This window comes from Cellulomonas fimi ATCC 484, from assembly GCF_000212695.1.
GTDB classification, from domain to species: domain Bacteria; phylum Actinomycetota; class Actinomycetes; order Actinomycetales; family Cellulomonadaceae; genus Cellulomonas; species Cellulomonas fimi.
Genome location: NC_015514.1, coordinates 1,543,530 through 1,558,922, shown reverse-complemented (window position 1 = coordinate 1,558,922; position 15,393 = coordinate 1,543,530). Strand labels below are relative to the sequence as shown.

At 75.2% G+C, this 15,393-nt stretch carries 14 protein-coding genes and 2 tRNA genes; 8 read left to right on the top strand and 8 right to left on the bottom strand.

The genetic code is table 11. The features are described from left to right. Positions 1-3 precede the first annotated feature (3 nt). From CELF_RS07210 to CELF_RS07180, 7 genes are all read right to left on the bottom strand, one after another. Positions 4-705, bottom strand: coding sequence for an ATP-dependent Clp protease proteolytic subunit (locus CELF_RS07210; protein WP_013770592.1), 702 nt, complete (start codon positions 703-705; stop codon positions 4-6). A gap of 46 nt (positions 706-751) precedes the next feature. After that, entirely contained in the window at positions 752-1,369 is a 618-nt protein-coding gene (locus CELF_RS07205; protein ID WP_013770591.1) for an ATP-dependent Clp protease proteolytic subunit, read from the bottom strand. A 214-nt stretch (positions 1,370-1,583) separates the two neighbouring features. Next, on the bottom strand, positions 1,584-2,984 hold the full coding sequence (gene tig / locus CELF_RS07200) for a trigger factor (RefSeq protein ID WP_013770590.1): 1,401 nt from the start codon (positions 2,982-2,984) through the stop codon (positions 1,584-1,586). A 157-nt stretch (positions 2,985-3,141) separates the two neighbouring features. Beyond that, positions 3,142-4,473: a glycosyltransferase gene (locus CELF_RS07195; RefSeq protein WP_013770589.1), complete on the bottom strand. Its 1,332-nt coding sequence runs from the start codon at positions 4,471-4,473 to the stop codon at positions 3,142-3,144. A 137-nt stretch (positions 4,474-4,610) separates the two neighbouring features. Then, positions 4,611-5,360, bottom strand: a complete 750-nt coding sequence (locus tag CELF_RS07190) for a class I SAM-dependent methyltransferase (RefSeq protein ID WP_013770588.1) — start codon at positions 5,358-5,360, stop codon at positions 4,611-4,613. A 40-nt stretch (positions 5,361-5,400) separates the two neighbouring features. After that, complete coding sequence (locus CELF_RS07185) at positions 5,401-6,282, bottom strand: DUF6234 family protein (protein WP_013770587.1); 882 nt, start codon at positions 6,280-6,282, stop codon at positions 5,401-5,403. Positions 6,283-6,329: 47 nt separating this feature from the next. Then, positions 6,330-6,403 (bottom strand) — tRNA-Pro (locus CELF_RS07180). Positions 6,404-6,498: 95 nt separating this feature from the next. Between CELF_RS07180 and CELF_RS07175 the strand changes: the two genes are divergently transcribed. Together CELF_RS07175 and CELF_RS07170 are read left to right on the top strand one after the other, a co-directional pair. Then, a tRNA-Gly gene (locus CELF_RS07175) sits at positions 6,499-6,569 on the top strand. 160 nt (positions 6,570-6,729) lie between these two features. Continuing rightward, entirely contained in the window at positions 6,730-7,518 is a 789-nt protein-coding gene (locus CELF_RS07170; protein WP_013770586.1) for a hypothetical protein, read from the top strand. A 43-nt stretch (positions 7,519-7,561) separates the two neighbouring features. On the opposite strand, the gene CELF_RS07165 is transcribed toward CELF_RS07170, so the two are convergent. Continuing rightward, positions 7,562-10,513, bottom strand: a complete 2,952-nt coding sequence (locus CELF_RS07165) for an AfsR/SARP family transcriptional regulator (protein WP_197722526.1) — start codon at positions 10,511-10,513, stop codon at positions 7,562-7,564. A gap of 75 nt (positions 10,514-10,588) precedes the next feature. On the opposite strand from CELF_RS07165, the gene CELF_RS07160 reads away from it, so the two are divergent. The 6 genes from CELF_RS07160 (at position 10,589) to epsC (ending at position 15,351) form a co-directional block, all read left to right on the top strand. After that, complete coding sequence (locus CELF_RS07160) at positions 10,589-11,635, top strand: class I SAM-dependent methyltransferase (RefSeq protein ID WP_013770584.1); 1,047 nt, start codon at positions 10,589-10,591, stop codon at positions 11,633-11,635. A gap of 62 nt (positions 11,636-11,697) precedes the next feature. Beyond that, positions 11,698-12,063 carry a PQ-loop repeat-containing protein gene (locus tag CELF_RS07155; RefSeq protein ID WP_013770583.1) on the top strand — a complete coding sequence of 122 codons (366 nt, stop codon included), beginning with the start codon at positions 11,698-11,700 and terminating at the stop codon, positions 12,061-12,063. Between the two features lie 162 nt (positions 12,064-12,225). After that, the gene (locus CELF_RS21140) at positions 12,226-12,615 is read left to right on the top strand and encodes a PASTA domain-containing protein (RefSeq protein ID WP_013770582.1); all 390 of its coding nucleotides are present in this window, start codon (positions 12,226-12,228) and stop codon (positions 12,613-12,615) included. Positions 12,616-12,689: 74 nt separating this feature from the next. Continuing rightward, entirely contained in the window at positions 12,690-13,361 is a 672-nt protein-coding gene (locus tag CELF_RS21135) for an SGNH/GDSL hydrolase family protein (protein WP_013770581.1), read from the top strand. Between the two features lie 406 nt (positions 13,362-13,767). Further along, the gene (gene cysK, locus CELF_RS07140; RefSeq protein ID WP_013770580.1) at positions 13,768-14,703 is read left to right on the top strand and encodes a cysteine synthase A; all 936 of its coding nucleotides are present in this window, start codon (positions 13,768-13,770) and stop codon (positions 14,701-14,703) included. A 63-nt stretch (positions 14,704-14,766) separates the two neighbouring features. Then, complete coding sequence (gene epsC, locus CELF_RS07135; protein WP_013770579.1) at positions 14,767-15,351, top strand: serine O-acetyltransferase EpsC; 585 nt, start codon at positions 14,767-14,769, stop codon at positions 15,349-15,351. Positions 15,352-15,393: the final 42 nt, after the last annotated feature.

Here is a 15,393-nt window from a genome sequence, read left to right as displayed (position 1 = left end):
GCGTCAGGACGGCTGGAGCACCGTCGGGCGCACGCCCTTGCGGCTCTCGAGCACCTGGTCGACGATCCCGTACTCCTTGGCCTGCTGGGCCGTGAGGATCTTGTCGCGCTCGATGTCCTTGCGGACCAGGCCGAGGTCGCGCCCCGTGTGGTGCGCGAGCGTCTCCTCGAGCCACTCCCGCATGCGGATGAGCTCGTTCGCGTGGATCTCGATGTCGGACGCCTGGGCGTAGCCGCCGCCCTCCATCGCGGGCTGGTGGATCAGCACGCGCGCGTTCGGCAGCGCGAGGCGCTTGTTCGGCGAGCCGGCCGCGAGCAGCACCGCCGCCGCCGACGCGGCCTGCCCGAGGCAGACCGTGACGAGCTCGGGCTTGATGTACTGCATCGTGTCGTAGATCGCCGTGAGGGCCGTGAACGAGCCGCCGGGCGAGTTGATGTAGAGCGTGATGTCACGGTCCGGGTCCGTGCTCTCGAGCACGAGCAGCTGCGCCATCACGTCGTCGGCGGACGCGTCGTCCACCTGCACGCCGAGGAAGATGATCCGGTCCTCGAACAGCTTGGTGTAGGGGTCCTGCCGCTTGAAGCCGTACGCCGTGCGCTCCTCGAACTGCGGCAGCACGTAGCGGCCCGACGGCCCCTGGGGGGCCAGGCCGCCCGGGCCGGCGAGCCGGCCCGCACGGGCGATGAACTGGGACTCGATGCTCACGAGGGTCTCCTCAGGGTCGCGAAGGGTCGTCGGGGGTGGGCGCCGCTCAGGCGGTGCCGCCGCCGCCCGTGACGGACCCGGCCGTCTCGACGACGTGGTCGATGAAGCCGTACTCCAGGGCCTCCGGAGCGGTGAACCAGCGGTCACGGTCCGCGTCGGCGTTGATCTGCTCGACGCTCTTGCCGGTCTGCGCCGCGGTGAGCTCGGCCAGCACCGTCTTCATGTGCAGGATCAGCTGGGCGTTGATGCGCACGTCCGTCGCGGTGCCGCCGATGCCGCCCGACGGCTGGTGCATCATGACGCGGGCGTGGGGCGTCGCGTACCGCTTGCCCTTGGCGCCCGAGGAGAGCAGGAACTGCCCCATCGAGGCGGCCATGCCCATCGCGATCGTCGCGACGTCCGGCTGGATGTACTGCATCGTGTCGTAGATCGCCATGCCGGCCGTGATCGAGCCGCCGGGCGAGTTGATGTACAGCCAGATGTCCTTGTCCGGGTCCTCCGCGGCCAGGAGCATCATCTGCGCGCAGATGGCGTTCGCGTTCTCGTCGCGGACCTCGGAGCCCAGCCAGATGATGCGCTCGCGGAGCAGTCGGTTGTAGATGGAGTCGTTGAGGCCGAGACCCGGGGAGTCTGCCCGGGCCATCGCCGGCACCTGCACGTTCACGAAGGCTCCTTCGTCTGGCGGTCGCGTCACGAGGACGCACGGTCCTGCTGGTTCTGCGTCGCACACCCCGGGGGGCGGGCGCTGCAGTGACCCTAACGCGAGCCGCGGCCCGCCCATGTCCCCGTCACGGCCCGTTTCGCTGTCGGCGCAGCAGCGACGACGAGGGCCCCGCACCGACCTGCGGTGCGGGGCCCTCGAGCGGTGTGCGGGGCGGTCAGGCCTTGGCGTCCTCGGCCTCGACCGGCGCGTCGGAGAGCGCCGAGATGTCGGTCGCGGCGTCGGTCGCACCCTGCTCGGCGACGGCCTCCGCGGCGTCCGCGGCGGCGTCCTCCTCGTCCGTGCCGATGTACTCCGACAGGTCGACGGCCGCACCGGCGCCGTCGACGACGGCCACGCGGCGCAGCGCGACGGCGAGCGCCTTGGAGCGGGCGACCTCGGCGACCATGGCCGGGATCTGGCCCTGCTGGTCGACGGTCTGGATGAACGTGTTCGGGTCCATGCCGTACTGGCGCGACGCGCTCACGAGGTAGTCGAGCAGCTCCTGCTGGCTGATCTTGATCTCGAGCTGCTCGGCGAGCGTGTCGAGCAGGATCTGGTTGCGCAGGGCCGTCGTGGCCTGCTCCCCGACCTCGGTGCGGTGCTCGTCGTCCTCCAGGCGACCCTCGCCCTCGAGGTGACGGTGCACCTCGGCGTCGATGACGCCCTGCGGGACGGGGATCTCGGTGCCCTCGAGGAGCTTCTCGAGGAGCAGGTCGCGCGCCTGCACGGCCTGGTTCGACGCCTTGATGCGACCGGCCTGCTCGCGCAGGTCCGCCGTGAGCTCCTCGAGCGTGTCGAACTCCGAGGCGAGCTGCGCGAAGTCGTCGTCGGCGTCGGGCAGCTGGCGCTCCTTGACGGTCGTCGCCGTCACCGAGACCTGCGCCTGCTCGCCCGCGCGCTCGCCGCCGGCCAGCGCCGTCTCGAACGTCGTGGTCTCGCCGGCCGACAGGCCCGTGAGCGCCTCGTCGAGGCCCTCGAGCATGTTGCCGGAGCCGATCTGGTAGGAGACGCCGGAGACCGAGTCGACCTCCTCGCCGTCGATCGACGCGGTCAGGTCGAGCACGACGAAGTCGCCCTCGGCGGCGGGCCGGTCGACGCCGACCAGCGTGCCGAAGCGCTCGCGCAGCGCGTCGAGGCGGCCCTGCACGTCCTCGTCGGACACCTCGACGTCGTCGACGGTCAGCGTGAGGCCGTCGAGCGCCGGGACCGTGATCTCGGGGCGGACCTCGACCTCGGCGGTGAAGTGCAGCTCGCCGGCGTCCTCGCCGGGGACGAGACCGGGGACCTTCGTGACCTCGACCTCGGGCTGGCCGAGCGGGCGCAGCTTGTTCTCGCGGACGGCCTCGGCGTAGAAGCCGGACAGGCCCTCGTTGACGGCGTGCTCGATGACCGCGGGGCGGCCGACGCGCTGGTCGATGATGCGCGGGGGCACCTTGCCCTTGCGGAAGCCCGGGACGTTCACCTGCTCGGCGATGTGCTGGTACGCGTGGTCGATGCTCGGCTTGAGCTCGTCGTACGTCACCTCGACGGTCAGCTTGACCTTGGTGGGCTCCAGGGTCTCGACGGCGCTCTTCACTTCGATGGTCTCCAGAGGGATCGGGTGTACCGGCGAAGTCGGGCCGCCGGGCGGTGTGCGGGCTGCGCGGGCCGCTCGGGCGCGCGCAGGCGACCCTCGATGGTACGCCACCGCGACGACCGTCCGCCAAAGCCGACCAGCGCCCGACCGGACCTCGTCAGGTCGCTGCCGTCCGCTCCCCCTGCCGGGCCCACGCCAGCTCCTCGACCACCTCGACGACGCGACCGACCGCGTCGTACCGCGCGTACTCCCGCGCGACCTCGCCCGCCCGGCGCGCGAAGGACGCGTCGCCCAGCACCCGCCGCACCCCGTCGGCGACGGCCCGCGCCGTGGTGGCGTCGGTGCGCCGGTCGGTCGGGAGGGCCACCCCCACGCCGGCCCACGCGACCCGCGCGGCGACCTCGGCCTTGTCCTCCGTGCGTCCCGCGACCACGAGCGGCACACCGGCAGCGAGCGCCTGCTGCACGCCGCCGAACCCGCCGTTCGTCACCATGACGTCGACGTGCGGCAGCAGCCGGTCGAACGGCACGAAGCGGGCCGCCCGCACGTGCGGCGCGAGCCGCGGCAGGACGTCCTGCGGCTCCGCGGTCCCCGTGGTGACGACGACCAGCGCGTCGAGGTCGGCGAGCGCCTCGAGCGCCGGGAGCAGCAGGCGCGCCGGGTCGGTCGCGACCGTCCCCTGCGTCACGAGCACGACGGGCCGACCCGCGGCCCGTGCGGCCGGGAGCTCGTCCCACCACGCCGGCGGGTCGAACGCGTCGACGCCGCGGGGCAGGATCGCGCCGACGGTCTCGACCGTGCCCGGCAGGTCGCTGCGCGGGTACTCCATCGACGGCACCGACGTGTGCAGCACGCGCGTCGCGAACGTCGGCATCCAGTCGAGGAAGAAGCCCTCGGGACGCGGCAGGCCGACCTCGGCGACGAGCGCGAGCGCCCGGCGCTGCGCGGCCCGGAAGACGACGCGCTTCACGACGGCGTCGAGCAGGCGGTAGCGCAGCGCCTGCAGGGCCGTGCGCGGCGGCTGCAGGCCCGTGCCGAACGGTGCGGTGTCGCGGCTCGACACCGGCAGCGGTGTGACCGTGACCTGGACCGACGGGATGCCGTGCCGCTGCGCGAGCAGCGCGCCCGCGACGCTCGTCGTGTCGAGGACCACCACGTCGGGCCGCCCCTGGGCGACGACGTCCTCGAGGTCCTGCAGGTACCCGGGGACGGGCGCGAGGAAGTGCTGCGTGACGTCCCACTGCAGCCGCTTCACGCCGGGTTCGGGGGCGTGGTGCTCGCGCGCCCAGTCGTCGAGCGCGGCGTCGTCCAGGTCGCGGCCGTGCACGACGGGCGCCGCGGTCGCGCCCGCCGCCCGGACCGCGTCCGCGAACTTCGACCCCGTGCAGACCACGACGTCGTGACCCGCGTCGACGAGCGCGCGCACGAGCGGCAGCGCGGGGCGGACGTGCCCGGTGATCGGGGTGAGGGAGAACAGGATCCGGCTCATGGTGGTGCGCTCCGAGGTGCGGTCGGTGCCGGGACGTCCGGCCTGCCGACTCAGGGGCACCGCGGCGGGGCGCAGATACCGGAGCAGGACGCCCGACCGGGAGGCGGTGCGGGAGGGGAGCCGTCGCCGCACGACGCTCAGACGTGTGCGCGCACGACCCACGCGGTGGCGTCGACCGTGAACGGCGGCGGGCCGAGCACCTGCGCGCACCGGTCACGCAGCCGCGCCTGCCCGGCGGCGTCGAGCCCCGCGACGTGGTCCCCCGCCGGCCCGACACCGAGCGTGAACGGCTCCCACCAGTCGGCGAACGCGTCGAACCGGAGCGACACCGTCGCCTCGCCGTCGTCGTCCACGGCCAGGCCCGCGTCCCGGCACAGCCGGGCGAGGTGCCCGCGCCGGACGCCGGGGAGCAGGTCCTCCCCCGGCGACGCGGGGTCGAGGTCGCGCACCGCACGCCAGAACGCCGCGAGCGGCCCGCGCGCCGCGTGGTCCCACACGCAGACGGCGACCGTCCCGCCGGTCCGCGTCACGCGTCGCATCTCGCGCAGACCCGCGACGGGGTCGGGCAGGAAGTGCACGACGAGCTGCGCGACCGACACGTCGAACGTGCCGTCGTCGAACGGCAGGTCCTGCGCGCCGGCACGACGCACGTCCACGTCCGGCAGCCGGGTCCGGACCGCCGCGACGAACGGCTCCGCCGGGTCCACCGCCGCGACGCGCCCCGCCCGCCCGACGAGCCGCGACGTCAGCGCGCCCGGCCCGCACCCGACGTCGAGGACCGCGTCGGTCGGGCCCACGCCGAGCGTCGCGACCACCTCGTCGGCCAGCGGCGCCGAGAACCGCCCCATGAAGCGGTCGTACGCGTCCGGGTCGACGTCGAAGCCCATCCGCCGACGCTAGGCCCGGCCGGCGCCCCGCGTCACGGGGTCATCCGCCGACGCAGTCGCCGCTGCCGCTGTAGCAGGGCTCGTACGCGGGCCGCTCCTGGCGCGGGGGCTCGTACTCGAACCGGTCCCCCGGCACCGCGAGCACGACCGCCGCCACGGCGGCGACGAGCAGCAGCACGATGCCGAGGCCCAGCACCCCGATGTGCCGCCCCACCCCGGCCGCCACCGTCCCGGCGAGGACGAGCGAGAGGCACGCGACCGCCGTGACGACGTACCGCGACCCGTCGGCGGCCGTCGGCGGCGGCTGGTCCCCGTAGAGCGAGAGGTTCACGTCGAGGAACTGGAAGAACAGCGCGACCACGAGCAGCACCCCGAGTCCCAGGCCCGCCACCTCGACGCCGCGGACCACCGCGGTGCCGCGCCACGGCACACCGGCCCGCCACCGCTCGGCACAGCTCACGACGACCGCCGCCGCGAGCGCGACCTCGACCACGGGCGCCACGAGGCCGACCAGCGACGCCCCCGCGAGCCAGCCCGCCGCCTGCACGTCCCCGGCGAGGGCCCGCGTGCCCGACTGCACGAGCAGCACCACCGCGTGCGGCACGAGCGAGGCCAGCACGTACCACCCGACCCGTCGACGCGCCGGCGCCTCGCGCACCCACCACGCCGTCGGGACGAGGAGCAGGAGCGAGAGCAGCAGGCCTCCCGTCGCGAGCGACCCGAGGTACGACAGCGGCTGCACGAGGAGCGACGACGCGGACGTCGGCGCGAGCGCGAGCACCAGCACGGTCGACGCGACGTACCCGACGAGGAGCGTCCCGACCAGGACGCCGACCCCTTCCACGAGCCACGACCTGGGCCGTGCAGCCGCGTGGGCGTCGTCGCCCGCCCTGCCCTCGTGCTCCAGCGTCGCGTCCGTCACCGAGCCCCCTCGCGTCGTCGAGGACCCGAGACTCCCACGACCGGTCGTCGGGATGGCGGGATTCGAACCCACGACCTTCCGCTCCCAAAGCGGACGCGCTACCAACCTGCGCCACATCCCGTGCGCACCGCAGCACGGCCGGGGCCGGGGCGGGTGCACGATCCGCTCCCACGCACCCGGTACCCTGGGTCGCGCGGTCCGGCCTGCCGGACCTGTGCGGACGTAGCTCAATGGTAGAGCCCCAGTCTTCCAAACTGGCTACGCGGGTTCGATTCCCGTCGTCCGCTCCCTCTCCCCTCCGCGGCTGCCCGTCCTCGGTGGTCCCGGCCCTCTCCCCGCAGACGACGTCGCGGATGTGCCGACAGCCCGGCACGTCGTGCCCCGCTTCTGCGATGATCGGGTCAGACACCCAGTGCCCGCCGAGGGCACGTCCGGGAGGAGCTGGTCATGACGCGACTGACCCTGGGCAACGTGGTCAAGGTGACGGCGGTCCTCGTCTTCCTCCCCCTGATCGCCTACCTGGTGCTCGTCATCGGCGCGGTGCGCAAGCACGTCGGGGCGGCGCTCGAAGGCCTCCTCTACGCCGCGGGGTTCTCGGTGGCGGTGTTCGTCCTCGACGGCGCCTGGGGGCCTCGCGTCCTGCTCGCGCTCGCCGCCATGGGCGTCTCGGCCGTCCGCGCCTGGCACCGGCGGGACCTGTGGCTGCCGGCGCGACGCCGCTGGTGGAAGCGGGACCTGACCGGGTCGGCCGTCGTCGTCGAACGGAACCGCGCGCAGGCCGTCGTCGCCGTGGAGGCGGCGCAGCCGCTGCCGGCGGCGGTCGCCCGGATCCGGACGCTGGCCGAGCGGAACAGGCGCCGCCTGCCGGGAGACACGCACCGCACGGTCCTGCGGACCTGCGAGGTGCTGGACGCCGTGATCGCGGCCGAGCAGCGGGAGCCCGCCGGGGACGCACGGTTCGAGTACGAGCTGGACGCCGTCGTCCGGCAGTACCTGCCCGCGGTCCTCACGGGGTACCTGGCGATCGCGCCCTCCCGGGTGCAGGAGCGCCAGCCCGACGGCCGCACCCCCGACGAGGAGCTCACCGAGCAGCTGCGCATCCTGGCGGGTCAGGCCGACGCCCTCTACGCGAGCCGCCACCGCCTGCTGACCGCGGAGCTGAGCACCACCGGCAACTTCCTGCGCGACAAGTACGCGCACCACGAGCTCGACGTGCCCGACCTCCGCATCCCGTGACCGCTCCCGCGGGTCGGGCCGCACCGGCCGCGTAGACGCCCGTCTACGCGGGGGGCCCGCTGGCCCGCGCGCGGTCGACGGCCGTGCGGACGGTGTCCAGCAGGTCGGCCCGCCCGACACGGGGAACGTGGCCTGGCCGCGCGACGCGGGCCCGGCCGTCGGCGGGCGCGTCGGGTGCCGCGTCCGCGGCCGCGTGCACGAGGTCGGCCGTCGTGGTGTCCCCGAGCCGGGCGAGCAGGTCCGCCAGGTCGCGCAGCGTTGCCCACAGGTGCGTCCAGTTGCCGGTCCGGGCGAAGTCGTCGACGACGTCCCGGTAGCCGGCCAGCGCCTCGTCCTCGCGGCCGGTGCGGGCCAGCACGGTGAGCAGCCCGACGGTGGCGACGCCGACGACGAACGTCGCACCCGACGTCCGCGCGAGGCGGACGGCCTCCTCGTACCGGGCGCGCGCGTCGTCGGGCGCCCCGCCGAGGTTCGCCAGCTCGCCGTCGACGTATGCCGCCCACGCGCGCATGGTCGGCGCGACGGCAGCGGCCCTGCCGCGGTCGGCGAGCAGTGCGGCCGCCGCGAGGTCACCCGCGTAGGCCGTCGCGAGGGCGGCGATGCCGAGGGCCTCGCGAGGGTCGGGTCGCAGTCCCGCCGCGGCCGACGCGTGCGCGGCGGCGTCGGCGAGCCGGCCGCGCGCGAGGTCGACGACGGACAGCGGGAGCAGGCAGCACCAGCGGCCCTCGTCGTCGCTCGCGCGCCGCAGGCCGGCGCGGGCGAGCGACTCGGCGCGTGCGTGGTCGCCCCCGTGGTAGGCCGCCTCGGCGCCGACGCCGAGGACGGCCGCGGCGAGCGGTGAGGTGTCGAGCCGCGGGTCGGCGGCGAGCTCGACGGCCCAGCCCCGCAGCTCGACGAGGTCGCGGTACCCGACGGCGTCGAACAGCCGGACGACGAGCGTCGCGGCGGTGTCGACGTCACCCGTCGCCCGGGCGAGGTGCCACGCGGCGCGCAGGTTGCGGACCTCGCGGCGCAGGGTCGCGTCGGCCTCCGGCTCACGTTCGGTCGTCATCGCGGCGGCGACGCGCGCGGTCACGTCCGACGCCCAGCGCAGCAGGTCGCGGTCGGCGGCGGCGCGGTCACCCTCGGCGGCGAGCGCGTCGAGCGCGTAGGCGCGCACGGTCTGCAGCAGCCGGTAGCGAGGGCCGTCGTCGACGTCCACCTCCACCACGGACGCGTCGACGAGCCGCGCGAGGACCGTGCCGGGGTCGCCGCGCAGACCGACGGCGTGCGCGAGCCGCTCGACGTCCGGCAGGTCCAGGCCGTCGGGGAAGACGGCGAGCCGGCGCAGCAGCAGCCGCTCGTCGGGCGACAGCAGGTCGTCGGACCAGGCGATCGTCGCCCGCAGCGTGCGGTGCCGCGCGTCGCCCGTCGGACGGCCGTCGCCCAGCAGGTCGAGCGCGCGGTCCAGCCGGTCACGCAGGTCACGCAGCCCGAAGGCAGACATCCGGCCGGCGGCGAGCTCGATCGCGAGCGGCATCCCGTCGAGGCGACGCACGACGTCGGCGACCACGCGCAGGTCCGCCGCGGTCCGGACGGCGCCGGGCCGGACCCGCGCGGCCCGGTCGAGGAACAGGGCGACGGACGCGACGTCCGCGAGCGCCGGGTCGTCGTCCGCGGGCACGTCGAGCGGGGGCAGCCGCCACGTCCGCTCCGCCGGGAGCCCGAGCGGCTCGCGGCTGGTGACGAGCACGACCAGGCGCGGGCAGGCGGTCAGGAGCACAGCGACGACGTCCCGCACCGCGTCCAGGAGGTGCTCCGCGTTGTCGACGACGAGCAGCGCACGGCGGTCCCCGAGGAGCGCGACGCACGCACGCAGGACGTCGCCACGCGTGACGACCAGGCCGAGCGCGTCCGCGAGCGCGTGCGGCACGGCAGCAGCGTCGCCGAGCGGAGCGAGCGACAGCAGGGTCGCGTCGTCGTCGGTCCCCGCCGCCGCCATCGCGACGCGCGTCTTGCCCACGCCGCCCGGCCCGACCACGGTGACGAGCCGGCCCTCGGCGAGCGCGCCGCGCACGCCGCGCACGTGGTCGTCGCGTCCGACGAGCCGGGTCCCGGGCGCACGGCCGTCGACACCCGTGCGCGTCCGCGCGGACGCATCGCCGCCGCCCGCGACCTGCCGCTCCAGCGCACCCAGCGCCGGGGTCGGGTCGAGGCCCGTCTCCTCGGCGAGCCGTCGCCGGTAGTCGTGGGCGAGCCGCAGCGCGTCGGGTGCGCGCCCGGTCGCTGCGAGCGCACGCACGAGCAGCAGCGTCGCGTCCTCGCGCAGCGGGTCGTCGGCGACGACCGCACGGGCCTCGGGCAGGACGTCGGCCGCCCGTCCGGCGTCGATCCCGGCCGCGACGAGGGCGTCGAGCACGTCCTGCCGGAGCCGGTCGCACGCGACCGCCGCCGCAGCCACGGGTGCGACGTCCCGCAGGTCGGCCAGCACCGGGCCGCGCCACGCCGACGCCGCGGAGCGCAGCACGGCGAGGGCCTCGTCGGGCGCCGCGGACCGGGACCGGCGCAGTGCGGCACCCACCTCCACGACGTCGGTGTCCGCGTCGAGCACGTAGCCGTCGGCGCGGCTCGCCAGCCGTCCCGACGCCGGCCCCAGGTGGCCGCGCAGGCGCGAGACGTGCGACTGCAGGGCCTGCCGGGCCGACGCCGGCGGGTCGTGCGGCCACAGCGCGTCCACCAGGGCGTCGACGGTCACCGTCCGTCCCTGCGCGAGCGCGAGCAGCGCGAGGACGGCGCGACGCCGGGTGCCGGGCACGTCGACGACCGTGCCGTCGACCTCCAGCCGCAGCGGCCCGAGGACGTCGACCCGTACCCGTGGCGCACCGGCGACCATCCGCACCTCCGGGGACAGCATGCCCGTCGGGCCCGGGCGACGGCAGGGCCCCACGCGGGCGTGCCAGCCGCGTGCGAGCGCGTGCCAGTGCCGTGACAGCGCGCACGCCGACGGTGTCGTCACGGCCCGCCGCACCGGCGCGCGGGCCCCGGACCGGCGACCGCCGGCCCGGACGTCCGACACCAGGAGACCTCCGTCATGGACCAGCAGAAGGTCATCGACTTCCTCGGTCGGTTCACCGCCGACCTCGCGGCGACGGGCTCGGCGGGCGCCGTCGTCGTCGGCCACCGGCTCGGCCTGTACCGCGCGCTCGCGCAGGGACCGGCGACGCCGCGCGACCTCGCGGAGCGCACGGGCCTGCACGAGCGCTACCTGACCGAGTGGCTGCGCGGGCAGGCGGCGAGCGGGTACGTCGCGTACGACCCGTCGTCGACCGCGTTCCACCTGACGCCCGAGCAGGCGTACTGCCTCGCCGACCCGGCCGGCCCCGACCTGCCGGCCGCCTCCGTGGCCGTGCTCGGCTACCTGCGTGCGGAGCCGCGGCTCACGGAGGCGTTCCGCACGGGTGCGGGGATCGGCTGGCACGAGCACGACGAGGACGTGCACGTCGGGACGGACGCGTTCTACTGCGCGGGCTACGCCGCGGAGCTCGTGCCGAGCTGGATCCCCGCGCTCGACGGCGTCGCCGAGCGTCTGACGGCCGGCGCGCGCGTCGCGGACGTCGGCTGCGGCCTCGGGTCGTCGACCGTGCTGCTCGCCCAGGCGTTCCCCGCCTCGACGTTCGTGGGCTCCGACTACCACGCCGCGTCGGTCGACCGGGCCCGCAAGCGCGCCGCCGACGCGGGGGTGGCCGACCGCGTCGGGTTCGAGGTCGCCGCCGCGCAGACGTTCGACGGCGGCCCGTTCGACCTCGTGGCGATGTTCGACTGCCTGCACGACATGGGCGACCCGGTGGGCGCGGCCCGGCGTGTGCGGGAGCAGCTCGCTCCCGACGGCACGTGGCTCGTCGTCGAGCCCGCCGCCCCCGAGCGGGTCGAGGACACGTTCACCACCGTCGGACGGCTCTTCTACGCGGGCTCGACGTTCCTGTGCGTGCCCAACGCGCTGTCCCAGGACGGCGGCCACGCGCTCGGCGCGCAGGCGGGCGAGGACGCGGTCCGCGGCGTCGCGACCGAGGCGGGCTTCACGCGCGTCCGCGTCGCGGCCCGCACCGCCTTCCACGCGGTCTACGAGATCCGCCCCTGACCCCGGTGGTGGGCCGCGGCGCCGCCCGCGCCCCGGCCCACCACCCGACCCCCGGAGGAACCGTGGACCTGCCCGTCCTCGCCGGCACCGTCGCCGGGCTGCTGTTCGCCGCGAGCGCGCTGCCGATGCTCGTGAAGGCGTGGCGCACGCGCGACGTCAGCTCGTACAGCGTCGGCAACCTCGTGCTCGCGTGCGTCGGCAACGTCGTCTACACGCTGTACGTCCTGGACCTGCCTCCCGGTCCCGTCTGGGCGATGCACGCCTTCTACACGACGACGACGACCGCGATGCTCGTCTGGTACGTCCGCTGGCGACGCCCCCGCCGGCACGCGGAGCTGCCGACCACGACGAGCGGCCGACGGTCGCCGGCCCTGCGACCTGCAGGTGTGTCCGACCCCACAGTCGTCGACCGGGGCATTCGTCCCTGATCGCCGCATATGCACGAGACGGGTGTCGGTGGTCGGGCCTACGGTCGAGTGCGGATCCGCGAGCCGCCCGTCGGCCCGCACGCGTGGGGGGACACCACGACGAGGGACTCCCGTCGTGGTGCCCGCGCACAGGTGACCGATCGCAACACACAGGGATGAACCATGAAGCTGCCCGCCACCCGCACGCGTCTGGCCGTCGGTGCCGCGACCGCCGCGCTCGCCGCGACGGCGTTCCTCGCCGGCTGCTCCGACTCGGGCGCCGAGGACGAGCCGACCGCCGTCGAGACCACGACCGAGTCCTCCACCGAGGACGAGGCCGCGTCCGGCCAGGTCGAGGTCATCGACCAGACCCACCTTCTCCTGGCCACCGCGCAGGACACGCTCGAGGCCCGCGGCCTCACGGTCGAGGTCGTCGACTCGACCGGCCAGGGCCGCACGTTCGACGACCCGACGCTGTGGGTCGTCGTCGCGCAGGAGCCGCTGACCGGCGAGGTCGAGGCCGGCTCGGTCGTGACGCTGGACGTGCGCCGCACGGACGACCCCGCGTCCTGACCCTCCGTCCCGTCCGTCGCCGCCCGCTCGTGCGCGGCGGCGGACGGGACCGTCACGTGTGGTGGGATGCCTGCGTGACGACGACGTTCCTGCAGCCTCGCGACCGCGTCCTGCTCACCGGAGACTCGGTGACCGACTGGGGCCGCGACCGCTCCGACCCCACAAGCCTCGGCCACGGCTACGCCGGCATCGTCGCCGCGCTCGCCACGGCCCGTCGTCCCGACCTCGAGCTGGAGTTCGTCAACCGCGGCGTCGGCGGCGACACGTCCGCGATGCTGCGGGCACGTTGGGAGACCGACGCGATCGCCGTCGAGCCGCAGGTCGTGTCCGTGCTGGTCGGCATCAACGACACCTGGCGGCGGTACGACTCGGGCGAGCCGACGCCGACGTCGCAGTACGAGGACCACCTGGGGGCGATGCTCGCCTCCGCGAGCGACCGGCTGGGCGCCCGCCTCGTCCTCGTGGAGCCGTTCCTCGTGCCGGTGACGCCGGACCAGCACGCGTGGCGCGAGGATCTCGACCCGCGGATCCACGTCGTCCGCCGGCTCGCCGCCGAGCACCGTGCGGTCCTCGTCCCGGCCGACGGCCTGTTCGCCGCCGCGGCCGTCCGGACGTCGCCGGCCGCCTGGTGCTTCGACGGCGTGCACCCGACGCCCGCGGGGTTCGGGCTGCTGGCCGAGGCGTGGCTCGGGGCGGTGGGGCTCGGGACGCCGACCCCGGGGGCCGTCGGGTTCGGGGAGCGCTGACCAGGCCGGACGACCGTGGCTGCCGACGCGGGGACGGTGCGTCCGAGGTGTGGAGGGCCTTTGCGCCGTCCCGACGTTGACGCTACCGTCGGCCCGACTGCGGTCGCCCGTCGGGTGGCCCGGTCCGCGACCTGGAGGAGTGATGAGCGTGCTGCACCGCACCGTCGCCCCCGTCGCCTGCGCGTGCGTCGCGCCCTGCTGTCGCTGTCTGTAGAGCGCTGGCGACCCTCCCGCGCGAGGATCTCCTGACCGGGGGCTCGGCCCCCGTCCGCCAGTGCTCGCCCCGCAGCACCTCCCGCCGGCCCGCACGTGCGCACGCCCCACCGGTCCGGCAGCCTCGACCGCAGTCCCCCACCCCTGCACGCCGTCCCGGCCCGGACGCCGGCGGCTCGACCGAAGAGGAACCATGGCCCGCATCTACGACGACGCGACCGCGCTGATCGGCAACACCCCGCTGGTCCGCATCAACAAGATCACCGACGGCGCCCCCGCCACGGTCGTCGGCAAGCTCGAGTTCTACAACCCCGCCAACTCCGTCAAGGACCGCATCGGCGTCGCGATCATCGACGCGGCCGAGGCGTCCGGCGACCTCAAGCCCGGCGGCACGATCGTCGAGGCGACGTCCGGCAACACCGGCATCGCGCTCGCGTTCGTCGGTGCGGCGCGCGGCTACAAGGTCGTCCTCACGATGCCCGAGACGATGTCGAAGGAGCGGCGCGCGCTGCTGCGTGCCTTCGGCGCGGAGCTCATCCTCACGCCGGGCTCCGAGGGCATGAAGGGTGCGGTCAACAAGGCCGACGAGATCGTCAGCGAGCGCGAGGGCGCCATCCTCGCCCGGCAGTTCGCGAACGAGGCCAACCCGGCGATCCACCGCCGCACGACCGCGGAGGAGATCTGGGCCGACACGGACGGCGAGATCGACATCCTCGTCGCGGGCATCGGCACGGGCGGCACGATCACGGGCGTCGGTCAGCTGCTCAAGGAGCGCAAGCCGGGCGTGCAGGTCGTCGGCGTCGAGCCGGCCGAGTCGCCGATCCTCAACGGCGGCGCCCCCGGGCCGCACAAGATCCAGGGCATCGGCGCGAACTTCGTGCCGGAGATCCTCGACACGTCCGTGTACGACGAGATCATCGACGTCGACGCCGAGACCGCCGTCGCCGTCGCCCGTCGGGCCGCCGCGGAGGAGGGCCTGCTCGTCGGCATCTCGTCCGGTGCCGCGCTGCACGCCGCGACGCTGCTCGCGAAGCGCCCGGAGAACGCGGGCAAGCTGATCGTCGCGATCATCCCGTCGTTCGGCGAGCGCTACCTGTCGACGATCCTCTACGCCGACCTGCTCGACTGACCTGCCGCAGCCGCACCTGCAGCACCCCCGCACCGTCCCCGTCGTCGATCGGACCGGCAGCCCATGACCGCACTCCAGCGCTTCCTGGCCGTCCTCGTGGAGGACCTCGAGGCCGCGCGGCACCGCGACCCCGCGGCCCGCTCGCGTCTCGAGGTCGCCCTGGGGTACCCGGGGGTGCACGCGGTGTGGGTGTACCGGCTGGCGCACCGGATGTGGCGGGAGCCGGCGCTCCGGCTGCCCGCGCGACTGCTGTCGCAGCTCGCGCGGGCAGCCACCGGCATCGAGATCCACCCCGGCGCCCGGCTCGGCCGCCGGCTGTTCATCGACCACGGCATGGGCGTGGTCGTCGGCGAGACCGCCGAGGTCGGCGACGACGTGGTGCTGTTCCACGGGTCGACTCTGGGCGGCAAGTCGATGCGGCGCGGCAAGCGCCACCCCACGCTGGGCGACGGTGTCGTCGTCGGGGCGGGGGCGAAGATCCTCGGCCCGGTGTGGGTCGGCAACGGCGCCCAGGTGGGCGCGAACGCGGTCGTGATCCACGACGTGCCGGCCGGAGCGATCGCCGTCGGGGTGCCCGCGACGGTGCGGCTGCGCCCGCAGGCGGCGCCGTTCGACGTCGAGGTCGACGACCCGGCGATCTACATCTGAGACGACGCCTTCCCTCTGCCGGACCGCCGATTGTTCTAGTTG